Origin of the sequence: Cognatishimia maritima (assembly GCF_900129685.1) — a bacterium.
GTDB classification, from domain to species: domain Bacteria; phylum Pseudomonadota; class Alphaproteobacteria; order Rhodobacterales; family Rhodobacteraceae; genus Cognatishimia; species Cognatishimia maritima.
The window spans coordinates 83,896-106,492 of sequence record NZ_FQWM01000003.1; the positions used below are offsets into that span (position 1 = coordinate 83,896).

Sequence of the window (22,597 nt, forward strand, 5' to 3'; positions counted from 1 at the left end):
GTGACTCGACAAATGCGCCTTGCCGATGAAATGCGTGTCGTATCCGGCATCGCCGAATATCCCGGCAAGTCCCTGCGCGCCAAAGCTGTAATCCAGATCACGCCCGTTGTCGCGCACGCCTGTTGTATAAGGCAATTTCCCGGTCAGGATCGACGCACGTGCGGGCTGGCACATGGGATGGGGCGTGATGCATTTTGAAAACCGCACACCGCTTGCGCCGATTTTGTCGATATTCGGCGTTTTGACCCCGCGCCCTTCCGGGCCAATGCAATCTCCACGATGTTGATCCGTCGAAATCAGAATGACATTGGGCTTGCGGGTCAAAACGGTCTCCGGTCTGTCTCAGCAGTTGCGGGGCTTACACCACCTTCTTACGGTCTCTCAGATGCGGATCAGGGATCGGCACTGCAGACAACAAGGACTTGGTGTAGGGATGCTTTGGCCCAGCGGCGAGCTCTTCACGAGTCAAAAGTTCGACCATCTCACCTTTGTACATCACCGCGACCCGGTCACAGATGTGATCGACAACCGCAAGGTCATGCGAGATGAAAATATAGGTCAGCTTGAACTCTTCCTGCAGGTCTTGCAGCAAGTTCAGAACCTGTGCCTGAATAGGTACGTCCAAGGCCGAAACCGCTTCATCCGCGATCACCAGTTCTGGTCGCGTGGCCAAAGCACGGGCCACGCCAAGGCGCTGGCGCTGCCCGCCAGAAAACGCATTGGGGTGCCGCAGCAAGTACTCTGGGCTTAGGCCAACCTGTTTCAGCAGCTTCGCCACCCGTTCCGACAGTTCCTTGCGGCCGATGCCCTCGGCTTTTTCGATACACTGCCCGATCAGGTCAATCACCCGCAGACGCGGGTTCAGCGACGATTGCGGGTCCTGGAACACCATCCGCATATCGCGCCACACGTCGCGCATCTGATGTTTGTCCGCCGTGCTAATTTCCGTCGGTGGCTTGTCCTGACGCAGGAACTCAATCGAGCCAGACGTTGGCGGGCGAATGCCCATAATGGCCCGACTTAGGGTCGATTTGCCTGAACCGCTTTCGCCGACGATGCCAAAGGTTTCTCCCCGATAGACATCAAAGGAGACATTGTTCACCGCTTGGATCACACCGGTCGGTTTGCTGAATACGCCACCGCCCACTGGGAACTCGACGCTGACATTGCGCACCTTCACAATCGGCTCACCCGCCGGAGGGCGTGGTTTTGCCGGGATCGGGGCCGGTGGGTTATCCGGGTTTTTCAGCAACTCATGGATGTCGGGCAAGCGATGTACGCGCTGGCCACCCAGTTTGGGGACCGACGCCAGCAAGGCCCGCGTGTACGGGTGCTTGGGTGCATCGAAGATCGAATAGACATCGTTCTTTTCAATGATCTTGCCGTGATACATCACAACGATGTCTTCGGCGACCTCGGCAGCCACACCCATATCGTGGGTAATCAGCATGACACCCATTTGCCGCTCTTCTTTGAGTTCGGCAATCAGGTCCAAAATCTGCGCCTGCGTCGTCACATCCAGCGCGGTGCTTGGCTCATCGGCGATCAGCAAACGTGGCTCACAGGACAGCGCCATGGCAATCATCGCCCGCTGACGCATCCCACCCGAAAGTTCAAACGGATAGGCCTCAAACCGTTCCGCAGGACGCGGGATACCCACGCGATCCAGCAGATCAATGGCGATTTCCTTGGCCTCGATCTTGGTCACGTTCCGGTGCAGCAGGATCGTTTCCACAATCTGCTTGCCGATTTTGGTGATCGGACCAAGCGAGGACATCGGTTCCTGAAAGATCATCGAGATGTCTTTGCCCCGGATCTCGCGCACCTCGGGCGACCCGGCGCGCAGTTTGGCCAAATCAATCGTGCGGCCATCTGCGTGATTATACAGGATCGACCCTTCGGTGATCTTCCCCGGCTGATCCACGATCCGCAGGATCGAGCGTGCCATGATGGATTTGCCCGACCCGCTTTGCCCCAGCACCACCATCGTGCGATTGGGCATCACGTCCAGATCAACCCCGTCCACAGCAGTCACAACACCATCATCGGTGAAGAACTGCGTTTTCAGGCTCCGGATTTCAACGAGCGGCTTGGTCATATCGGCTTTGGGATCAATGAGCATTTGGATCTGCGGCGTCACGTAGGCCGTCCCCTAGGAAGTTGAGTGTCAGAACCGCGGCCACGATCATCGCACCGGGCGCAATCAGAAGCCATGGGGCCTCAACGATTGAACGGATGTTCTGCGCTTCTTTCAGCAGCGTGCCCCAAGAGATGATCGGCGGCTGCAGGCCAATGCCGAGGAAGCTAAGCGAGGTCTCCGCAAGGATCATCAAAGGCACTGCCAAAGTCAGCGAAGCAATGATGTGGCTCGAGAAGTTCGGCACCATATGTTTGCGGATGACTTCCCAATCGGTCAGCCCGTCCAGTCGCGCCGCGATGATGAAGTCCTCATCCCGCATCGCAAGGAACTTGCCTCGTACCTCTCGGGCCAGTGACGTCCAGCCAATCATCGAGACAATCAGCGTCACGACGAAATAGGTCCGAAGTGGCGGCCAGCCCAGCGGGATGGCGGCGGCAAGCCCCATCCACAACGGGATGGTCGGGATTGAGCGCAGGAATTCGATCAGACGTTGGATCAGGTTGTCGATCCAGCCGCCATAAAAGCCCGAAATACCACCCAATGCCACGCCAACGACCAGCGACACAGCCACACCCACCAGACCGATGGACATCGAAACCTTGGTGCCGATGATGATCCGGCTCATCATGTCACGCCCAAGGCGATCTGCGCCGAAGAAATAGACACGGTCCTTGGGATCAACCGGTCCAAAGAAGTGACGGTCCCAGGTGAACAGCCCCCAGAAGTCATATTCCGCACCGCGCACGAAGAAGCCCAGCGGGATGATATCTTCTGGATCCGGCTCATAAGAGCGCCGCATGGTCGCACGGTCTATCTGCATTTTCATCTGCTTGGCATGCAGCTGGAAGCTGCGGTTGCCCTCGGCATCTTCGACCATGAAATGGATGCCCTGCGGTGGTTGGAAAATCGCACGGCGGTTGGTGTCCGCCGCATCGCCCGGCGCAAGGAAGTCGCCAAAGATGGCCATGGCATAGATGAAGCCAACGATCCAAAGGCTCAGGTAAGCCACCTTGTGGCGCTTGAACTTGCGCCACATCAGCGCCCATGGGCCAAGCACATTTGGCACCTCGGTATCGTCAGGCAGCGGCGTCGTTGTTGAAAGCGTTGTCATTGGTAACGGATCCTCGGGTCAATCCACGCCAGCAGCACGTCAGACAGCAGCGTGCCCAGAACGGTCAGGATGGAGACGATAAAAATCAGCGAACCGGCCAGATACATGTCCTGCACCAGCAGCGCCCGCAGCAACAGCGGCCCCGTGGTGGGCAGGTTCATCACCACCGCCACGATGATCTCGCCCGACACCAGCGTCGGCAAAATCCATCCGATGGTAGAAATGAATGGGTTCAGCGCCACACGCACCGGATAGCGCATCAACAGGCTGAATTCGCTCATGCCCTTGGCGCGTGCGGTCACCACATAGGGGCGATAGAGTTCATCCAAGAGGTTGGCGCGCATAATACGGATCAGCGCCGCCGCCCCAGAGGTGCCCACAACCACAATTGGCATCCAGATCCGGCTCAGCAGGTTGCCGATCTTTTCCAATGTCCAAGGCTGGTCAAGGTATTCCGGGCTGACAAGTCCACCGACACTTTGGCCGAAATACTTGAACGCCACATACATCATCACCAGCGCCAGCAGGAAGTTCGGGATCGCGAGGCCGATAAAGCCAAAGAAGGTCGCGACATAGTCACCGACAGAGTATTTCTTGACCGCGGAGTAAATCCCGATCGGCAGCGCCGTCATCCAGATAAAGGCCAGCGTCATCAAAGAGATGCCAAAGGTCCAGCCCAGTCGATCCCAGATCAGGTCATTCACCGGCACGTTCTTTTCAAACGAGATGCCGAAGTTACCGTGCAGCAGTATCCCCTTCATCCACTTGAAGTATTGCACATACATCGGCTGTCCCAACCCGTATTGGTCGCGCAGCGCTTGCATGGTGCCTTCGTCCAAACCGCCTGAATCATTCAGTTCAGCGGCAAGCGTATCAAGGTAGTCACCAGGTGGCAGTTGGATGATTGCGAATGTTACGACCGAAACCAGAAAGACGGTTGGGATCATGTAGAGCATTCGGCGATAGATGAAGCTGAGCATCTGTCTGGGCCTTATATAAAGAGGTCGCGGAGCTGCTGCCGGGGAGGGTGGGAGCAGCTCCGCTTGGTTTAAGTCACGTCACTTGGAAGAAGAGAGAACGCGACTCTTTCAAAGGTCGGATTATTTCAGGTTGTCCCCGCCTTCGAAATAGTACTGCGCAGTATAGGGCGCAGGTGTCCAAAGCTGACCGGCGATTGGCATCGGATCAGGATAGTTGCGCAGGTTGTTGCGCGCGATCCCGAAGGCACCGTCCACCTGACGCAGGCCGATGGTCAGAAGTTGACCGGTCGCCTGTTCGATCAGATCCTTCAGCGCAGCTTCCTGCACCGCTGGGTCCGCCGAAGTGGTCACACCGCTATAGGCTTCAAACAGCGCTTTGATGTGCGCAGGAGGCTCTTCGCCAGTGCTTGGATCAACGCCCCAGGCTGCCCATTTCGGTGCCCAGTAGACGGCGCTACCGTAAGGCACGTAGCAGTATGGGTTCGCATAGGCGTCCACTAGGCCACCACCACAGTTCCAGATATATGCGTCATGCTCGGCCGCCGAGGCGATCTCTTGCAGACGCGACCGGTCTGTCGCGCGGACCTGAATGTCCAGACCCACTTCCTTGACCTGCTCGGCCACGATTTCCATCACGTCCGGGTATTGGAAGCCAAAGACGTCTGCAACCAGGAAGACCAGCGTGAAACGCTCGCCATCTGGGCCAAGACGGTAGCCATCAGAGTCGCGCTTGTCCAAACCGATGCCATCCAGCAGGGCGTTTGCCGTGTCGATGTCATATTCGGTGTACTGCTTTGACCACTTTTCATTGTAGAAAGGCGCCGATGGGTGCGGAGAGGTCTGCACCGGATGGCCAATGCCCAGATAAACCAGATCGATGATCTCTTGGCGATCCACCGCATGGCTCAGAGCCTTGCGGAAATCGATATTGTTCACGATCTCATTCTTGATTGGATCAGGGTTGTTCAGGTTCAGCATCAAAGCCGCTTGGCTCGCGGTGATGTCACCCACTTGGTAGAACCCATATTGACCACGGTCTTTGTTGTCGGTCAGCGCGGCCAGGTTAGACGCACGGCCGATGTGGCGGGCCATATAGTCGATTTCACCATTGAAGGCTTTCAGCAGAATGCTTTCAGGATCTTCGACCTGATCCCAGGTCACGCGATCGATGTATGGCAGCTGTTGGCCCTCGGCATCCACTTTGAAGTAGTAAGGGTTGCGTTCCGCAACAACACGATCAGACGCGCCGTAAGCGGTGGTCAGGTGCCAGGGGTGCAGCGTCGGACGGTCGACGTTCTGCCAGAACAGCGGCGTGTGCATTGGGCCGGCTTTCAGGTTGAACAGCGACACCCAGTCACTTGCGGCAGGTTCTGCATCAATCAACGCCTGAATGTCAGGGTTATGGTCGACATGGAACTGCTTCAGATAATGCGCCGGGTAGTTCACGACGTAATAGCCGAAACCATAGGCCATGTTCTGCAGGAACAAGCCGTTGGGTTCTGCGAATTTGAACTCAACCGTGGTGTCATCGATCTTGGTCACTTGGACCGCGCCACCTGCACCCACAAAGTTCGGGTGTTTGGCTGGGGTCAGACGATCGTCGTTAAAGACCTCATACCAGAACATGATGTCGTCAGCGGTGAAAGGTGCACCGTCAGACCATTTCATGCCTTCGCGCAGGTTGAAGGTAAAGGTCGTGGCGTCGTCAGACACCTCATAGCTTTCCGCAATATTCGGGTGCAGCGTGGACCAATCCGCGCTCCAGCGCACGAGGTTTTCGTTCGAGATCAGGCGCACGATGTTGTGCTGGTCGCCCCCGCCAAGGATCGCCCGGCGCAATGTGCCGCCGTATTCCCCGATGGAGTCCAGAACATCCAGAACCAGCGGTTCAGAAGGCAGACGCTCTTCAACCGGAGGCAACGTTCCCGCAGCCACCATTTCCGCCAATTCGGGCGCTTCTTTAAAGCCCTCGGCCATGGCCATACCGGCCAAACAGATCGTCGCAACTGACGTCGCCAAGATCCCTTTCAATTTAAACTGTAGTCCCATTCTTTCCTCCTCTGTCGAATGGCAGTCCTGGACGTGAAATCCGAAAATTCTTCCAGTTGCCACAGGACCAACACAGCTGTCAGCCCGTTATAAGAAGCGCCTAACATCTGATATCTTAGATGTCAATTCACACCGACCCGCAGCGCCACCGGATCAGTCATCCGAATTCCCTCTAGGGCCTTAATCTCTGTGCCATGAATGCTCCTCCCAAGAACAAGGCGTCAGATCACCAGTTGGTGACAGACCCGTCTGGCCGTTTTAGATGCGGTCCTTCTACGTGCTCCGCCGTTTGGCTGCGCAGCGCGTCTTCGTTGACCTCGATGCCCAGACCGGGCTCTTCGGGCAACAGGTAGACCGGACCTTTCATTTCAATCTGTTTCGGGAACAACGAGGCGTCGTGATAGCCAAGTTTTTCAACCGCAGTCTGGCGGGTTTCCAGCCAGCTAAAGTTTGGCACCGCCGCCGACATATGCACGCTTGCTGCGGTGCAGACCGGGCCAAGCGGATTGTGTGGCATGATATCCACGTAATGCCGTTCGCTCATCGCGGCGACTTTCATCGCTTCGGTGAAGCCGCCGATATTGCTCACATCCAGACGCATATACTGGGTCATACCGGCATCCAAGAAACGCGCCGCTTCCCATTTAGACGCAAATTCCTCCCCCACGGCGAAAGGAATATCCGTCATGCCACGCAGCATGGCATAGGCTTCCGGCGTTTCAGATCGGATCGGCTCTTCGATAAAGTTCAACGTCCCGCGCGGCATCATCGCGCAGAAATCCGCAGCTTCCGCGATCGTGTAGCGGTGGTGCATATCCACGCCAAGGCAAATGCTGTTGCCGAATTTCTCACGGATCGCAATCAGTTCTTCAGCCGTCTTCGCAAGCGTCGCGCGCGGATCAAAGATGTCATTGTCGTCAAAGCTGCCGGGATAGGTGCGGATGCAGATCCAGCCCTCATCCACCAGCAAGGTGACGTCTTTCAATTGCTGCTCAATTGACTTTCCCATCGTGGTGCCGAACGTCGGGATCACATCCCGCTGCTTGCCGCCAAGCAACTGATAAACAGGCACTTCCAGACGCTTGCCCAACAAATCGTAAAGCGCGATGTCGATGGCCGAAATCGCCGCCGTCAGGACACGCCCGCCTTCAAAATACTGGCTGCGATAGGCCTCTTGCCAAATGCGCGCGATATTGCGCGAATCCTGCCCCACCAAAAAGCCTGCGTAGTGTTCAACGGTCGCGGCCACGGATTTTTCGCGCCCAGACAGGCCGCTTTCGCCCCATCCGACCAAACCATCTTCGGTGGTGATTTTCACCAAGAGCTGGTTCCGCAATCCGACCCGCGCAATCAGGGTTTCGATCCCGGCGATCTTCGCCAATTCAGCGGCAGTGCGCTTACGCAGAATTGCCGTTTCGACAGGCGCTGCGGCGCTCATGGGCGCGATCTTAGTCTGGTCGGGCATCGAGAACTCCGAATCGTATTTTGCTGAAATCATCCTAGTATGATTCAGGTCAAATCGTCGACAATATTATCACCTTAATGATATAAAAATTTCAACAGACTGGAAAACAACGTTATTTTCATGGGAAATTTTCTATGAATCTGCGCTAATCATACTAGAATAGCCGAACGACCACGACAGAGGAGCCTCCGATGGCAGACCAGGCAGCCCACCAAGACCACGAGCAATCGCTGTATCTGACACTGCTTGAGGACATCTTCCGCGGCAAGTTATCCGGCGGGGATCGGCTGAAGGTTTCTGCCCTCGCGCAGGAATACGGCCAAAGCGCCAGCCCGGTCCGCGAAGTGCTGCGCCGCATGCAGGGCGAAGGCTTTGTCGAGATCCTGCCCAACAAAGGCGCCGTCATCGTTTCCGCCAATGCAAACACCATTCAGAACATCTTTGAGGTGCTGCAACTGCTGGAACCATACTTCGTCGAATGGTTCGCTGAATACGCCCTGCCCGAGGTTGTGGATGAGCTCGAAGTCATCCACGACAAGATTGTCGCGCTGGATTCAAGTGACCTATTTCATTTCCGCCAGCTCGATTCCGAATTCCATAAGCTGATCGCCAACCACCACTATAATGACGCCGCCGCCGACACTTGGAAGCGCCTGCGCACCGCGCTGACCGTGCACTCCGCCCGCCTGCGCATCAGCCCGACACGGCTGTCGACCATTATCGAAGAACATGGCGAATTGCTCAAAGCCTTCCGCACCAATGACGCCGAACGTGCCCGCGAGGTCATCCAGAAACACGTCAGCGGCTCGTTCGATCAGATGTCCCAGCAAATGCGTGCGCTTGGCATCTGGACAACCTCGGCCTGACTGCGCACTCTGCCTCAAAGACAAACAAAGGGCAGAGGCCATATGACAGATCGACTAAAATTCGCTTTGGTGGCACACGACGCCTGCAAACCCGCGCTGGTGGACTGGGCGACAAAACACGCATCTCTGCTGGAAGGCGTCGATATCTATGCCACCGGCACCACGGGCGGCAAACTGCAGGACAGCAATCCAAAGCTGAACATACACCGTTTCAAAAGCGGCCCCCTTGGCGGTGATCAGCAAATTGGCGCCTTGATCTGCGAAGGCAAGCTAGACGCATTGATTTTCTTTATTGATCCCCTCTCCCCCATGCCGCATGACGTCGATGTCAAGGCGCTCACGCGGTTGGCTATTGTCTATGACCTGCCGATGGCCTCCTCGCCCGCGACAGCGAATTTCATCGTGCAGGCGCTGTGTAATCCGCCCGCCTGACGCCCCTATGGCGTCTTGGTGCGGCCCAAAGCGGCAGTGTCCCCTACCCGGCCTGACCACCAAATGTAGAAAAATCTTGCGCGACTCCCCTTTTTCGGACAATAGTCACGAAAAGTAAGGCAAAAACGCCAAATACCGTGATCACGTCGCGGGGATGAGCAGCAGATGAGCAAAGATATTGCACTAGACGACCTGAATGCGGTGATCCGTCAGCACTCTGAATGGCTGGCGAACCAGTTGCATGCGCAGCGCGAAAACCTCTTTCCGCCCAACGCGCAGAAAGCGATCCGCAAATTCACCTCCGGAGAGGCCGCCGCCCTTCTGGGGGTCAATGATTCCTACCTGCGCAAATTGCATCTGGATGGCAAAGGCCCCTCCCCCGAACTGACACCCGGCAATCGGCGGCTTTATTCGGCGCAGGACATCCAAGACCTGCGTGTTCTGCTGGAAAAAACCGCCCGCAAGCCCGGCGATTACCTGCCCGGACGCCGCGACGGCGACCATATGCAGATCATCGGCGTGATGAACTTCAAAGGCGGCTCCGGCAAAACCACAACCGCCGCTCATCTGGCGCAGCGGCTGGCCCTGACCGGCTACCGCGTTCTGGCCATTGATCTGGACCCGCAGGCGTCGTTGACGGCACTGCACGGGGTGCAGCCCGAATTTGATCTCGTGGATGGCGGCACGCTTTACGATGCAATCCGTTATGATGATCCCGATCCAATTTCGTCGATCATCCGCCCGACTTATTTCCCGAATCTGGACCTGATCCCCGGCAACCTCGAGCTGATGGAGTTCGAACACGACACCCCCCGCGCGCTTGCGCAGGGCAATGCCGGGCTGTTCTTCTTCCGCGTGAAAGAGGCGCTAGCACAGGTCGATGGAGACTATGACGTGGTGGTCATCGACTGCCCGCCGCAATTGGGCTTTCTGACCATGTCAGCGCTTTCCGCTGCAACGGGTGTTTTGGTGACAATTCACCCCGAAATGCTCGACGTTATGTCGATGAGCCAGTTCCTGCGGATGACAGCGGACCTGATGGATGTGATTGCCGAAAGCGGGGCGGATATGTCCCACGATTGGATGCGCTATCTGCTGACTCGATACGAACCTCAAGATGCGCCGCAAAACAGGATCGTAGCTTTCTTACGAACAATGTACGGCGATTCTGTTCTTAACTCGACCATGTTGAAATCCACGGCAATTTCCGATGCCGGGCTGACCAAACAGACGCTTTACGAGGTCGAGCGCAGCGCTTTCACCCGGTCCACCTATGACCGCGCCATCGAAAGCCTGAATGCGGTCAATGACGAAATCGCGCAACTGATCCAAGAGACATGGGGGCGGCATGACAACCAGTAAAAAGAAACGCCTGTCGATGCTCGACAGTATCTCTGCTGCCAGAGCCGGCTCCCCTGCCCCAACAGCCTCTGCCGCGACCTCGATGATGTCGTCAAACCGCGCGCTGCGCTCCGCCCGCGACGCAGTCGATGCCCACCGCGTGTGGGAATTGGACCCGGCAGATGTGATCGATGACCGCCCGGCGGACCGATTGGACCCCGAAGATGTCATTGACCTGCGCGACGCGATAGAGGCCAATGGCCAAACCGTGCCCATTCTGGTGCGCCGCCACCCATCTGAGTCTGAAAAATACCTGCTGGTCTATGGGCGGCGTCGCCTAGAGGCGATCAAACAATCCGACAAGGTCACCAAGATCCGCGCGCTTGTCGCCTCGATGGACGATCACAGCGCCGTCCAGGCGCAGATTTCCGAAAACATGGCGCGTCGTGACCTGTCTTTCATCGAAAAGGCCCTCTTTGCGCAGGAACTGGTATCCTCGGGCTTTGGCAACCAAACACAGGTCGCCGAAGTGTTGACCGTGCCAAAATCCGCGATTTCGATGGCGCTGTCCGTGGTGGATGCCGTCGGTGCTGATCTCGTGCGCGTGATTGGCGCGGCCCATGGCATTGGCCGCCCCCGGTGGGAGGCCTTGGCGAAAAACCTGCGCAGCAGCGCTGTGGACGCCGACAAGTTGCTGACCGTGGCCGAGGACGTCCACGTCGCTGCGACGATCCGATTGACCGAAACCGGCCAGGCCGATGATCCAAGCGAGGTTTCGACCAAAGCATTTGAGGCGGTTGAGGCCTATGTTGCCGCGGGCCTGAAGCCCAAAGCGGCAAAGACGCCAGCCAGCAAAGCACCCCAGCGCGGCCTGAAAATTGGCGGCAAACGTGCTGGGTCGGTCAAACGCACCAACGCAGGGATTGCCCTGACATTGAACAACGGCCCATTCGCAGATTGGGTTGAAAACGAGGCGCAAGACCTCGTGGAAGAGCTTCACGCGCGCTGGCTTCAGCGCCGCGAAGATTGAGCATGAGCAGTAACAAAAACAGGAGGCACGACTAGGCCAAAGAAAAGGTCCCGCAAAGATACACTCCACGAGACCCTAACTTGTTTGTAGCAATTTCAAGCTAGAGCCTCCCAACGATAACCGCAAGTCCAAAGTGATTCGCGGAGCGGGATTTCTTTGTCTTCGTGACATTTCATGGACTATTCCCCCGTAACGTCGTTCCGGCGACCCCTTCGTGCTGCCGATTTGGCACCGAAACCTAAAGCCACCGTGTCGCCCTTGCGGCCCGCGATCAGCAAATGGGACGTGCTGCAAGAACTCGCCGTGGCCCGCGTGCAGTTTGGGTTAACAGATCGTGACCTCACCGTCCTGCAGGCAATGCTTAGTTTTCATAAGGGCACCATGTTGGATCTGGCGGCGGGCGAATTGGTCGTCTTTCCATCCAACAAAACCATCTGCCACCGGCTGAATGGCATGCCCTGTTCGACCATGCGCCGGCACCTCGCCAAACTGGTCAGCGCTGGGTTGCTAATCCGCCGCGACAGCCCGAACGGCAAGCGCTACCTCCGCACGCGCGGTGCGCAACGGGTTGCGTTCGGCTTTGACCTGTCACCCTTGGTGACCCGCTACGTTGAAATCTGCGAAGCCGCAGAAGCCGCACGGGCGACGGAGGAAACCATCCGCACACTGCGAGAATCCGTCAGCCTGATGCGCCGCGACCTCGCTGCTCTGGCAGACCTAGGAGCCGAGTTGCAACCCCAAGCGGGCCTATGGGACGCGCTGAGCGACCAAGCTCTCCTGACAGCCCGAACCCTGCGCCGGAAGCTTGATATTGACGCTTTGAAGGCTCTGGAATTGGAACTGGCTGCGGCATTGAAACAGGCTGAATTTGCACTGTCGGATGCTGCTGAAACCAACGAAATGAGCACCAGTGACGATCAAAATGAGCAGCACCAATACAGTTCTAAAATAGATAAATCTGAATCAAGAACCACATCCGATTTCGAGCCAACTGCATCAAGCAACATCCGGCACGCAGACCGTCCAGACCACAGGCAGAGAGAAGGGAAGGAGGCTAGGTCAGCGCCTCAAAACCCTCCTCCTGCGATTTCAATTGATCGGGTTCAAGAGCTTTGTTCTGAGATGCAGGACTTCGCAAACCACCCGATCCGATGCTGGAATGAGTTGCTCCATGCTGCCGAGAATGTGCGACCGATGATGGGGCTTTCGGAGGATGTTTGGCGACATGCGAAATCCACGATGGGGGCGGAGAATGCGGCGGTTGTTTTGGCGGTGATGCTGCGAGATTTCCAAAGCTACAGCTCGCCCGGCGGATACCTGCGGACCTTGGCGCAGAAGGCGGGGCAGGGGGCCTTTGATCTGTCGAGGCTGATCAACATTCGGCAGGTGCGGGCGGCTTGAGTTCACAACTGTGAACTTGCCGCTAAGGAGCACCAAAATGGGGCTGTTCACAGCTGTGAACTTCATAAGTGATTGAAATAAAATGGAAACGTACTCAACACCACCATTTCTCAACCACGCGCGCCACCGAGGTTTGCGGGAACCCGCAAAAACACTGCGCGCTTGCCAGTTCCGATTCTAGCGCATTCCGCGCAGAACTATCAGTTAGGTTTCAGGCCGGTGCAATCCGCCGAACCCTATGTGGAGGAGAGGATGAAAAGGCTTAGCTGGATCGCTGTGGACTGGGGCAATACCCACATTTGCGCCTACGCAATTGGGGACAGTGGCGAGGCGTTGGATACCGCCTTTGCCGACTGCGACACGGCTGCGCTTCACCCCTCAGAATTTGAGGATCGGTTGCTTGCGGTGATCAGCTCTTGGCTCTATGAAAATCAGGTCACACCGGTTATGATCAGTGGCGTGATTGGGTCGGCGAAAAGTTGGTCTGAAACCGCCTACCTTAATGTGCCCTGCACCCCAATGGACCCAACGGCGACCGTCACCATAGCCACCTCTGATCAGCGTATCTTGGTGCGAGTTATGCATGGTCTATGTCAGACCCGACCCGAAGATGTGATGCGTGGAGAGGAAACGCGGATTGCTGGCTTCCTTTCGGATCGCCCGGATTTCAAGGGCGCTGTTTGTTTGCCGGGAATGCATTCCAAATGGGCGAATATCGCCGCAGGTCAGGTGCAGAGTTTTACGACCTTTATGACCGGCGAACTGTTCACGATCTTGTCGGATCAATCAGTGCTGCGACACTGCACAAAAAGCCTTGGCTGGGACGACGGCGTTTTCCTTAGGGCGGTGGAAAGCGCGCTTTTGGACCCTGTGAGCGTCACAGCGAAATTGTTCGGCCTTCGCGCCAAAGCCCTGTTGAACGGGACGCCGCATGACATGCTGAAGGCCGAACTGTCTGGGCTTCTTGTCGGGGCTGAGTTGGTCACGCTGCGTGCGATTTGGGATGGGCCAAAGGTGGCCATTATCGGTGATCGTGAAATCACGCGTCTTTACCAAATTGCCCTGAATTCGCGCGGCTGCAGCCCAACAGTTTTTGATGCCACCAAAGCCTTGATCGCGGGATTGCGCCCCTTGGCGGATCTTCCAACTGAAAGCAGCGCGGCGGCCTAGGTGCCGCGCAGCCCCATCACCCAGACCAATCATATCGAGGTTACGTTGAAACGGAATTCAGAGTATGGTCAACTGCATATGCCCGAGGAGGGGGTATCTGCGTTAATGCCAAATGCTGGAGAAGCTCTGGATTGCTATCTGTCGATTGCGCAGGCGATTGCTGGGCCGACGGATTATGAACTTGTTCTTGAAAATTTTGCCAACCGGCTGCGTGCGCTGATTGCGCATGACCATCTGGATATTGTGCTGTTGCACCCCGCGGGGATGCAGATCTGTTACGAGGCACGGATGCACACGTCTTGGAGCCATACCCAGAGCCCGGCAAGGCCCACTGAGGAAAGTCCGATCCGCGACGTGCTGCGCGGGGACACGCCTTATATCCTGACAGACGATGCTTGGACCGACCCGAGGTTTCATTTTGAAGGGTCAGACAGCAAGCCCCTGTTTGACGCAAATCTGCACAGCCGCATCGTCGTGCCGCTGCGGGTGCAGGGGGCTTTGATTGGCTCGCTTGCGATTTCAAGCCACAAGACAGATTTCTACAATGAGGAACTTGTGGTTCTGGCGCAGGGGGCGGCGGATTTGATATCGGCCTATCTGTTTGCCTTAGAGCGCGGCAAGGAGGCGAAGGAATCTGCCGTTGCTGAATTGGAAGCGACCGGACGCGAGCAAGCGCTGCGTTTGGGGGCCTTGCGGTTGACCGAAGGCATGGAGCGCGAACGGCAGCGGCTTGGCATGGATTTGCATGATCAGACGCTGGCTGATTTGGCGCGCATACGCAGGCGTATGTCGCGGATTGATGGCGGCTCTGTTGCGGCGCAGAAAGAAATCAATGCGCTGCAGGATGAGTTGGATCATTGCCTCGATGAGGTGCGCGGCATTGTCGAAGCCATGAAGCCCGGCGTCTTGCAGATGTTCGGATTCTCAGAAGCCGTCGAAGCGCATTTACAGCGCTGTCAGAAACACATGCGCCGAGAGATTAAGATGCGTGTGCAGGACCAGACCGATGGACAAATGGACACCCTGCAGGACACTGTGCGCACCGCCATGTTTCGGATCGTGCAAGAGGCCGTTAACAACGCGTTGAAACACACGGCCTGTGATTGCATTGATGTGCGTATCTCGCAGGATGGTCCAAATATGTTCGTTCGGGTTGATGACAATGGCACCGGCATTTCAGAGGCCGACCTGCAATCCAAAAGCGGGATCAGCAATATCAAAACGCGGGCCGATTTGATTTCGGCCACGGTGCGGTTTGAACGGCTGGCCGACCCAAAAGGCACGCGCGTGGAAATCAGTGTGCCGCAGACTGCCGGACAGGCGGCGGGCGAACCGCTGGCGTTATGATCTAAGACCCCAAAATTGCAGGACCCCAGATGCACCTATTGATTGCCGAAGATGACAAGTTGCACCGTGCCTTTCTGGAGAAAGTGGCGCGGAATACTTTGGCGGACTTAAATGTTCTGACCATGGCCGAAGATGGTGCGGAGGCTATCCAAGAATTTGATGCCGCCGAATATGACTCTGTCATTCTGGATTTGCAGATGCCCCGTATGACCGGGGTAGAGGTCGCAAAAACCATCTGGGCCAAGAAGCCCAGCACCAAGATTCTGTTTTGGTCGAACTATACCGAAGAAGCCTATATCCGCGGGATCACCAAGATTGTGCCCAGTGCCGCCGTATATGGCTATATCCTGAAATCGGCCCCGGCGGAGCAATTGAAGCTGGCCTTGCAGGGTGTCTTTGTTGCCGAACAATGCGTGATCGACCGCGAGGTGCGTGGCGTTCAGCAGCGGGCAGGGGACCGGCTGTTGGGGCTGAGTGAATTGGAATATGAGGCCCTGGTGGATCTGTGCCTTGGATTGACAGACAAGGCGATGGCGGCGCGGCGCAATGTATCTCTGCGCGGGGCGCAAAGCCGCTTGCAGCACCTTTACCAAAAGCTAGGTCTGGATAAGGGGGATATTCCGGTGGGCGAATGGGGGCCGACCTATAACTCCCGGACGCGGGCGATCTCTTTGGCGTTGAGTCAGGGTATCCTCAATGCGGACGCCTTGCGCAAAGAAGAAGAAAACCTGCGCGTCTGGATGGGGCGGCAGCAGAAATAAATCACATTATTTCAGCGGCTTGCGGGAAACCGCAAGGGTGTTGTGCGTCTCCGCGTATTCGCTGCGTGTGATGACGCATACTGTGGCCCCAAGGATGTCTAGTTTGATTCCAGCAAGACAAGAGCGATTCACAAACGGGGTCGCCAGAATAAGGGAGGACGCCGATGCCATTTGTAAACATTCGCATCGTGAAACAAGTGATAGAACATGATCCAGAGGGCATCAAAGACAAGGTGCAGACGGCTGTGACCGACTCTATCGCCGAGGCAGCAGGCATTCCGAAAGAGAACGTTTGGGTCACCTTTGAAGAGGTCGACGAGACCGATTGGTTCGCGGGCGGTAGTCGCGTGAAGGAGCTGAGGGCCGGCTCATGAGCATTGAAGTGCGCAGCAAGGGGATGCATGACATCGTGGATGCCGGTGCGACCCTTGAAAAAGTGGCGGGTGATTTCCTGTTCACCGAAGGTCCGATCTGGCATCCGGTGGAAAAGCATCTGACGTTTTCGGACATCCCTGGCAATGAACTTTTCCGGCTTGGGGCAGATGGCAAAGTGGCCTCGTTTCGCAAGCCGAGCAATATGGGCAATGGCAATACCTATGACGCCGAAGGGCGGATGCTGACCTGTCAGCACGCCACAAGTTCGGTCACGCGGACGGAGAAAGATGGCAGCATCACCACCTTGGCGACGCATTATGATGGCAAGGAGCTGAACAGCCCGAATGACATCGTGGTGCGCAAGGATGGGCTGATTTACTTCACCGACCCGACCTATGGCCGGATGGATTATTTCGGCGTTGAGCGGGAATTGGAAATGGGCGCGCAGGGGGTTTATTGCGTGACGCCCAATGGCAAGACCATCACGCAGTTGGCCGATGATTTTGCCCAGCCAAATGGGCTGTGTTTCTCGCTGGACCACAAGACGCTTTATGTGAACGACACCGAGCGCAAGCATATCCGCAAGTTTGATATTGCCGAGGATGGCTCGGCGACAGGCGGGGACGTTTGGGTTGAAGTCACGGTCGGCGAGGGCGAAGGCCACCCGGACGGGATGAAGATCGACAGCAAGGGCAATGTGTATTGCACCGGACCCGGCGGGGTTCATGTGATCACGCCGGAAGGCGAGACGCTTGGGGTGATCCGCATGGCGGAGTTCACGGCGAATTTTGCTTGGGGCGGTGAGGATCTGACGGATCTGTATTTCACCTCTTCGACCGGGCTTTATCGCATCAACGTCAAAACGCCGGGGCTGGCGCTGTTCTAGCGCGCCGCTGGTAACGGAATGGGCAGGTGACTGCCTTACAGCCAGCAACAGATGACGGGGGTTGTACCCTCCCCAATGGCAGGCCCCTCATCTGTTGCTGGATGCAACCCAACACGATGCGCGCGGTTTCGGATTTTTGTGAACCACAAGTGACCGGCGCAAACTAGGAGACACGAATGGCACATGTCATGCCAGATCTGTTTAAGATCGATGTGAAAGGTCACGCTGTGACCCACGCCCGGACCGAGATGGTGGCGCGCGGGAAAGTTGTGACCACGGACGAGCCGCCCGAACGCGGGGGCACCGACCTTTTTGCAACCCCATTGGAGACCATGCTGTCGTCCTTTTTGGGCTGCACAAATGTGATCGGGAACTATGTAGCGGGGCTGCTGAAAATCAAGCTGCGCGGCATGGACCTGAAGGTCTGTGGCCACTTCGATACGCGCGGCGTTTTCGGCAAGGCCGAGATCGGCACGCCGTTTCCGGTGATCGAATTGACGGTGATCTTGGATACCGATGCGAGCGATGAACAAATCGCTGAGCTGCAACGGATCACCGGAGAGAAGTGCCCAGTTGGGGTGCTGCTGCGTCGGGCAGGGTGCGAGATACAGGAGAGCTGGGTGCGGAAGTGACCGTGTCACATACCAAATTTGCGGATGTGCCCCCCTATGCTGCGGGTATCCGCAAATTCCGGGCGTGATCCCCCGTACCCCCTAAGGAAAACAAAAGGTAACAAAACAGGCAGGAGGCAGAACCATATTGGTGAAAATCGACAAGGAGGAGGTTGTCGACTGCCCGCTGGGTCGCCTTTCGGGGCGATGGCCCTTCGTCTTTAAGACAATAAACTATGATAGGGAGAAGAACTGAAATGAAACTCATTAAAACGCTATGTGCAGCCGCATTGACCGCTGCCGCAACGTTTACAGCGCCGACGCTTTCGGCGGCTGAAGAAATCAACATCAAATACCACGCCTTCACGGGTGTTGGCCCCTCAAACCTTGCGACACGCTGGTTTATGGACGAAGTCGAGAAGCGCACCGAGGGTAAGGTGAAGTTCACCCGCATCTTCGGCGGTCCTTTGGGCAAGCTGTCTGGCCAGCCTGAAAACATCAAGGTTGGCGCGTTTGACATGGGGGATTTCTCTCCGGTCTATAACCCTGGCCTGTTCCCGCTGGCGAACGTGACATCGCTGCCGTTCATGACAGACAACCCAATGGCGCACGTGCATTCCGGTCACGAGCTGTTCCAGACGCCAGAAGTTGAAGCTGAATTCACGGCGATGAACCTGAAGTACCTGTACCCAGGTCAATGGGGTTCCATCCAGATGCTGTCTCACGATCCGATCCGTTCGATCGAAGATCTGAAAGCGGCCAAAATCCGCGCGCACGGTGGTGCGGCTGAGATTTTGAAAGCACTGGACATCACTGTTTACGGCATCCCTTGGGGCGAACTGCCAGCGGCGGCAGAGCGTAAAGTTGTGACAGCGGCGATCATCGGTGCACCTGCGGACGCTTATGCCTTCGGCTTTGGTGAAATCTTTAGCTACTGGGACGCTGTAGACTGGTTCTACTTCCCGCTTCCTGTTGCGATGAACCTGGATACTTGGAATTCCCTGCCTGAAGACGTGAAGGCCGTGATCGAAGAAGTTCGCAACGAGACAGTACCGCAGGCCCGCCTGCTGCTGGAAGCAACTGAAGGTGAAGCGGTTGATGCGCTGAACAAGCAGACTGAAGTCGTGAAACTAGACGACGCAGAATGGGAAAAGATGATCGGTGTGCGTAACACCGCTTGGCAGAACTGGGTTGACGCCCGCGAAGCCGACGGTCTCCCAGGTCAGGCTGTTCTGGATGCGTTCGTAGCGCTTCTTGAAAAGCACGACGACCTCTAAGACCAAGTACAGGCCACTCGCCTGAAGACAATGCGCCGCCCTCTTACGACTGAACAGGTTGTGGGCGGCGCAACAACATCAAAACACTGCAGAATTGTGCGGAAGACCGTAAACTCGGTACAAATCAAAAAGTGTGAACCTGTTCAAAATTCTACTTCTTGAGGGAGGGATGCCTCGATGGCAAGTATAACCAGCAGCGGGATATGGCTACAACGACGGCTGGAAGAGATCGCCTGCTACGTCTCAGCCTTGGCGGTCGCTACAATGATGTCGATCACCGTGCTCGAGGTAATCACAAGGTCGCTCTTTAAAATCAGTGTGCCGGGGTCTTACGAATACGTCAGCCTGATGTTTGTCTATCTGATCTATCTGGGGCTGGGATTTTCGCAACGGCGCGACGCACATATCACCGTGGGCATTCTTTATGACCACATACCGCGCAAAGCCCGCAAGATAGTTCAAGCTGCGTATCTGAGTGTCGCCTTCGTCTTTTTTGCGGTCCTGACGTGGACCAGTGCGGAGTCTGCGCTTAGCGCCTATGTCATGGGCGACACCGTCCTTGGGATCATTGAAGTGAAGACCTGGTGGGCGCGCGCCGGTATTCCAATTGGACTGGCCTTGTTTGCGCTGCGTTTCCTGCTTCAGTTGATCAACCTTTTCGCGAAAGACGAGTTGCTTGAGGAAGCCGCTGAAAACGAATTCGCCCTTCACCCGACTGCAGAAGAAGAGAATGTACAATGATTGAAGCCATTCAAGTCCCGCTCGTGATCGGGATGGTCGGTCTATTGATGGTGATGCGCGTCCCGGTGGGTATTTCCCTGCTTTTGGCAGGTGCGTTGGGGTTTGCGTTTATTCGCGGACCGGTCATTACGATGGACACAATTGGCGGCCGGCTGTTTGACATCGGCTCTGGCTACGCCCTAAGCGCAGTGCCGCTGTTCCTGTTGATGGGGCATGTCGCCGCCAAAGCGGGGATCACGCAAGACATCTATGTCGCCGCGCGGGCATGGTTCGGGCATCTGAAAGGCAGTGTGGTCTTTGCAACCACAGTTGCGGCCGTTGCCTTTGCCGCCTGTTCCGGGTCGACAACGTCTTCGACCGCTGTGTTTGGGCGGGTTGCGATCCCTGAGATGCTCAGCCTGAAAATCAACCGGAAGCTGGCCGCAGGTTGCGTGGCGACTGTTGGGACCTTGGCGGGGATGATCCCGCCCAGCATCAACCTGATCGTCTATGGCATCATCGCGCGGGAATCCATTCCGAAGCTTTTGATTGCCGGCATCATTCCGGGCCTGCTGACAGCAGTCGCTTATCTTGTCATGATCTACATCCGCGTCAGCCGGAACCCAGAGTTGGCGCCAGCGTTGCCAAAGGCATCGATCGAGGAACGCTTGGGGTCGCTGAAGGGTGTCTGGAGCTTCCTGACGCTGGGTGCCATCGTGATCGGCGGGATCTACGCCGGGATCATCACCCCGACCGAGGCAGGGGCGATTGGGGCCGTGGGGTCTTTCCTGATTGCCCTCGTGCGCAACCGTCTGAACTTTGGCGTCCTGAAAGAGGTCTTCCTAGATACGGCGCAGACCACGTCGGTGATCTTTATCATCCTTGTGGGTGCCTTGATCTTCTCGTCCTACCTTGCGGTCAGCGGCGTCTCGGGTGCGGTGTCGGCCTATATTATCGGCTTGGATATGTCGATGATGGGGATCGTTATCATGTACGTGCTGCTGCTGCTGGTGCTTGGTTGCATGGTGGACCCGGTGTCGGTGATGTTCTTGACCGTCCCGATTTTTGTTCCGCCGCTGATTGCTCTGGGCGCGCATCCCATCTGGTTGGCGATTGTGGTTGTGAAAACGCTGGAGATCGGGTTGATCACGCCGCCGGTTGGATTGAACGCCTTTGTGCTGAAAGGGGTCGCGCCGACCTTCTCGCTGAAAGAGATCTTTGGCGGCATCTGGTGGTTCCTGCAGGTGGAGGTGATCACGCTGATCTTGCTGCTGATGATCCCAGCCATTGCGACCTTCCTGCCAGATTTGGCCTATGCGAAGTAAACCTCGCGCAAGCGCAGTCATGCATGACATGCAAGCGACGCAGGTCAGATAAAAGGCGGAATCGTCGGGACAGTGACCTGAAAACGGGGGGCTTTGGCCTCCCGTTTTTTTGGTTCAGGAACAATGATCTGGCGCATCGGGCAAGGAAAGAACTTTCGCCTCGTATGAGTTGTTGCATATATTAAAATAACTTGCTTATATGAAAACAAGCTGAGCAACGATTTGGTTTAGCTAGAGTTCCGCGGGGAGGAGTCAGCCGCGGATGATCGTATTTGTGGAGGAGTTCAGATCATGAAGAAGATTTTCGGGGCGGTGTTGGCCGGCGCGATGATGACGGCGAGTGCCGTCTATGCGGAGATTACAATTGGTCTTTCTGTGGACCAGCTGTTTGAGAGCCGCGTGGCGGTGAACAATGGCATCAAAGCCGAGGCATCTGACCGTGGCTATGAGGTCATCGAAGTTGTGGCCGATGGCGACGCACAGCAGCAAAACGCGCAGATTCAGTCTTTGATTGCGCAGGGTGTCGACGCCATTCTCGTGTGTGCGGTGGATCAAAATACCATCGAGCGCGCGCTGCTGGCGGCCAAGAAAGCCAACATACCGGTTGTGGCCTATGACCGTGACCTGCCTGATAGCCGTGTGGTTCAGGCCTTTGTTGGTCCGGACAGCCTGATCGATGGCCGTCTGGCTGGGGAATACACCGCGCAGGTGCTAGCGGATTACGAAGGTGAAATCACCATCGTTGAGCTGATCGGCGCATTGAATGACCAAAACGGCATCGACCGCTCGAAAGGGTTCCGCGAAGGCATCGCGGCGCTGGAGAACGTCAACCTGATCGAGGTTCCAACTGATTGGGATTCTGCGCGGGCGCTGTCTGGTACGCAGAACGCTTTCCAAGCGAACCCGGATGTAGCGGCTGTGTTTGCGGCAACCGACACGCATATCCCAGCGGTGGAAACCGTGCTGGCCGACCTTGGCAAGCTGGTACCAAAAGGTGAAGAAGGTCACGTTGTGATCACCGGTGTGAATGGATCAAACGACGGCTACCAAGCGGTTCTGTCCGGCACGGCTGACGCCTTTGTCGTCATGGGCACAGAGGCAACCGGCCGTAAGGCGGTTGACCTGGCTGCGAAGATCATGGCCGGTGAATCCGTTGACCGCCTCAACTATGTTGGCGGCAACCTTTACACAGCAGCAGATGCTGAAGCCAATAAAGCCAAAATCTGGGGCGCGCCCAAGTAAGGCTTGATCACGACCAAAAAAGCAATGCGCCCCTGTTGGCGCATTGCCTTTCGTTGAAGGTATAGGCG

Annotated in this window: 21 protein-coding genes; 15 read left to right on the forward strand and 6 right to left on the reverse strand. The window is 56.6% G+C overall.

All coding sequences use genetic code 11. The annotated features are described in order from the left end of the window. The 6 genes from BUA39_RS08950 to BUA39_RS08975 form a co-directional block, all read right to left on the reverse strand. On the reverse strand, window positions 1–324 hold a 324-nt coding region (locus tag BUA39_RS08950), incomplete at its 3' end, for a sulfatase-like hydrolase/transferase (RefSeq protein WP_165610518.1). 34 nt (window positions 325–358) lie between these two features. Continuing rightward, a complete protein-coding gene (locus BUA39_RS08955) occupies window positions 359–2,140 on the reverse strand; it encodes a dipeptide ABC transporter ATP-binding protein (RefSeq protein ID WP_207546210.1) in 1,782 nt (593 codons plus the stop codon). Beyond that, a complete protein-coding gene (locus tag BUA39_RS08960) occupies window positions 2,112–3,251 on the reverse strand; it encodes an ABC transporter permease (protein ID WP_072792878.1) in 1,140 nt (379 codons plus the stop codon). Before BUA39_RS08960 ends, BUA39_RS08955 begins: the two co-directional genes overlap by 29 nt. Next, window positions 3,248–4,231, reverse strand: a complete 984-nt coding sequence (locus BUA39_RS08965; RefSeq protein ID WP_072792879.1) for an ABC transporter permease — start codon at window positions 4,229–4,231, stop codon at window positions 3,248–3,250. The genes BUA39_RS08960 and BUA39_RS08965 overlap by 4 nt, the downstream gene beginning before the upstream one ends. Before the next feature lie 120 nt (window positions 4,232–4,351). Beyond that, on the reverse strand, window positions 4,352–6,280 hold the full coding sequence (locus BUA39_RS08970; RefSeq protein ID WP_072792880.1) for an ABC transporter substrate-binding protein: 1,929 nt from the start codon (window positions 6,278–6,280) through the stop codon (window positions 4,352–4,354). A 226-nt stretch (window positions 6,281–6,506) separates the two neighbouring features. Continuing rightward, entirely contained in the window at window positions 6,507–7,745 is a 1,239-nt protein-coding gene (locus BUA39_RS08975; protein ID WP_242648568.1) for a mandelate racemase/muconate lactonizing enzyme family protein, read from the reverse strand. A 191-nt stretch (window positions 7,746–7,936) separates the two neighbouring features. Here BUA39_RS08975 and BUA39_RS08980 point away from each other — a divergent pair, with 191 nt between their 5' ends. The 15 genes from BUA39_RS08980 to BUA39_RS09050 all read left to right on the forward strand — a co-directional run bounded on the left by BUA39_RS08980 (window position 7,937) and on the right by BUA39_RS09050 (window position 22,529). After that, window positions 7,937–8,611 carry a GntR family transcriptional regulator gene (locus tag BUA39_RS08980; protein WP_072792881.1) on the forward strand — a complete coding sequence of 225 codons (675 nt, stop codon included), beginning with the start codon at window positions 7,937–7,939 and terminating at the stop codon, window positions 8,609–8,611. A gap of 42 nt (window positions 8,612–8,653) precedes the next feature. After that, window positions 8,654–9,043 carry a methylglyoxal synthase gene (locus BUA39_RS08985; protein ID WP_072792882.1) on the forward strand — a complete coding sequence of 130 codons (390 nt, stop codon included), beginning with the start codon at window positions 8,654–8,656 and terminating at the stop codon, window positions 9,041–9,043. Between the two features lie 165 nt (window positions 9,044–9,208). After that, entirely contained in the window at window positions 9,209–10,405 is a 1,197-nt protein-coding gene (gene repA, locus BUA39_RS08990) for a plasmid partitioning protein RepA (RefSeq protein ID WP_072792883.1), read from the forward strand. Continuing rightward, window positions 10,392–11,414 (forward strand): plasmid partitioning protein RepB, encoded by a 1,023-nt coding sequence (gene repB / locus BUA39_RS08995; RefSeq protein ID WP_072792884.1) that lies wholly within the window; start codon window positions 10,392–10,394, stop codon window positions 11,412–11,414. The genes repA and repB overlap by 14 nt, the downstream gene beginning before the upstream one ends. A gap of 174 nt (window positions 11,415–11,588) precedes the next feature. After that, window positions 11,589–12,815, forward strand: coding sequence for a plasmid replication protein RepC (repC, locus tag BUA39_RS09000; protein ID WP_072792885.1), 1,227 nt, complete (start codon window positions 11,589–11,591; stop codon window positions 12,813–12,815). A 252-nt stretch (window positions 12,816–13,067) separates the two neighbouring features. Further along, window positions 13,068–13,985 (forward strand): 2-dehydro-3-deoxygalactonokinase, encoded by a 918-nt coding sequence (locus BUA39_RS09005; RefSeq protein ID WP_072792886.1) that lies wholly within the window; start codon window positions 13,068–13,070, stop codon window positions 13,983–13,985. Then, a complete protein-coding gene (locus BUA39_RS09010) occupies window positions 13,986–15,332 on the forward strand; it encodes a GAF domain-containing sensor histidine kinase (protein WP_084604849.1) in 1,347 nt (448 codons plus the stop codon). Between the two features lie 29 nt (window positions 15,333–15,361). Then, a complete protein-coding gene (locus BUA39_RS09015; protein WP_072792887.1) occupies window positions 15,362–16,093 on the forward strand; it encodes a response regulator transcription factor in 732 nt (243 codons plus the stop codon). Between the two features lie 164 nt (window positions 16,094–16,257). Continuing rightward, a complete protein-coding gene (locus tag BUA39_RS09020) occupies window positions 16,258–16,467 on the forward strand; it encodes a tautomerase family protein (protein ID WP_072792888.1) in 210 nt (69 codons plus the stop codon). Continuing rightward, window positions 16,464–17,354, forward strand: coding sequence for an SMP-30/gluconolactonase/LRE family protein (locus tag BUA39_RS09025; protein ID WP_072792889.1), 891 nt, complete (start codon window positions 16,464–16,466; stop codon window positions 17,352–17,354). Before BUA39_RS09020 ends, BUA39_RS09025 begins: the two co-directional genes overlap by 4 nt. A gap of 176 nt (window positions 17,355–17,530) precedes the next feature. After that, a complete protein-coding gene (locus BUA39_RS09030) occupies window positions 17,531–17,986 on the forward strand; it encodes an OsmC family protein (RefSeq protein WP_084604851.1) in 456 nt (151 codons plus the stop codon). Window positions 17,987–18,222: 236 nt separating this feature from the next. Continuing rightward, on the forward strand, window positions 18,223–19,242 hold the full coding sequence (locus tag BUA39_RS09035) for a TRAP transporter substrate-binding protein (protein WP_072792890.1): 1,020 nt from the start codon (window positions 18,223–18,225) through the stop codon (window positions 19,240–19,242). Between the two features lie 177 nt (window positions 19,243–19,419). Then, window positions 19,420–19,983 (forward strand): TRAP transporter small permease, encoded by a 564-nt coding sequence (locus BUA39_RS09040; RefSeq protein WP_072792891.1) that lies wholly within the window; start codon window positions 19,420–19,422, stop codon window positions 19,981–19,983. Beyond that, complete coding sequence (locus BUA39_RS09045; protein WP_072792892.1) at window positions 19,980–21,287, forward strand: TRAP transporter large permease; 1,308 nt, start codon at window positions 19,980–19,982, stop codon at window positions 21,285–21,287. The genes BUA39_RS09040 and BUA39_RS09045 overlap by 4 nt, the downstream gene beginning before the upstream one ends. Before the next feature lie 291 nt (window positions 21,288–21,578). Continuing rightward, entirely contained in the window at window positions 21,579–22,529 is a 951-nt protein-coding gene (locus BUA39_RS09050; RefSeq protein WP_072792893.1) for a sugar ABC transporter substrate-binding protein, read from the forward strand. Window positions 22,530–22,597: the final 68 nt, after the last annotated feature.

Bases quoted from the DNA above. Each gene is read 5' to 3' on its own strand.
- BUA39_RS08960 (WP_072792878.1), bottom strand. From the start codon at position 3,251: ATGACAACGCTTTCAACAACGACGCCGCTGCCTGACGATACCGAGGTG.
- BUA39_RS08965 (WP_072792879.1), bottom strand. From the start codon at position 4,231: ATGCTCAGCTTCATCTATCGCCGAATGCTCTACATGATCCCAACCGTC.
- BUA39_RS08970 (WP_072792880.1), bottom strand. From the start codon at position 6,280: ATGGGACTACAGTTTAAATTGAAAGGGATCTTGGCGACGTCAGTTGCG.
- BUA39_RS08975 (WP_242648568.1), bottom strand. From the start codon at position 7,745: ATGCCCGACCAGACTAAGATCGCGCCCATGAGCGCCGCAGCGCCTGTC.
- BUA39_RS08980 (WP_072792881.1), top strand. From the start codon at position 7,937: ATGGCAGACCAGGCAGCCCACCAAGACCACGAGCAATCGCTGTATCTG.
- BUA39_RS08985 (WP_072792882.1), top strand. From the start codon at position 8,654: ATGACAGATCGACTAAAATTCGCTTTGGTGGCACACGACGCCTGCAAA.
- repA (WP_072792883.1), top strand. From the start codon at position 9,209: ATGAGCAAAGATATTGCACTAGACGACCTGAATGCGGTGATCCGTCAG.
- repB (WP_072792884.1), top strand. From the start codon at position 10,392: ATGACAACCAGTAAAAAGAAACGCCTGTCGATGCTCGACAGTATCTCT.
- repC (WP_072792885.1), top strand. From the start codon at position 11,589: ATGGACTATTCCCCCGTAACGTCGTTCCGGCGACCCCTTCGTGCTGCC.
- BUA39_RS09005 (WP_072792886.1), top strand. From the start codon at position 13,068: ATGAAAAGGCTTAGCTGGATCGCTGTGGACTGGGGCAATACCCACATT.
- BUA39_RS09015 (WP_072792887.1), top strand. From the start codon at position 15,362: ATGCACCTATTGATTGCCGAAGATGACAAGTTGCACCGTGCCTTTCTG.
- BUA39_RS09020 (WP_072792888.1), top strand. From the start codon at position 16,258: ATGCCATTTGTAAACATTCGCATCGTGAAACAAGTGATAGAACATGAT.
- BUA39_RS09025 (WP_072792889.1), top strand. From the start codon at position 16,464: ATGAGCATTGAAGTGCGCAGCAAGGGGATGCATGACATCGTGGATGCC.
- BUA39_RS09030 (WP_084604851.1), top strand. From the start codon at position 17,531: ATGGCACATGTCATGCCAGATCTGTTTAAGATCGATGTGAAAGGTCAC.
- BUA39_RS09035 (WP_072792890.1), top strand. From the start codon at position 18,223: ATGAAACTCATTAAAACGCTATGTGCAGCCGCATTGACCGCTGCCGCA.
- BUA39_RS09040 (WP_072792891.1), top strand. From the start codon at position 19,420: ATGGCAAGTATAACCAGCAGCGGGATATGGCTACAACGACGGCTGGAA.
- BUA39_RS09045 (WP_072792892.1), top strand. From the start codon at position 19,980: ATGATTGAAGCCATTCAAGTCCCGCTCGTGATCGGGATGGTCGGTCTA.
- BUA39_RS09050 (WP_072792893.1), top strand. From the start codon at position 21,579: ATGAAGAAGATTTTCGGGGCGGTGTTGGCCGGCGCGATGATGACGGCG.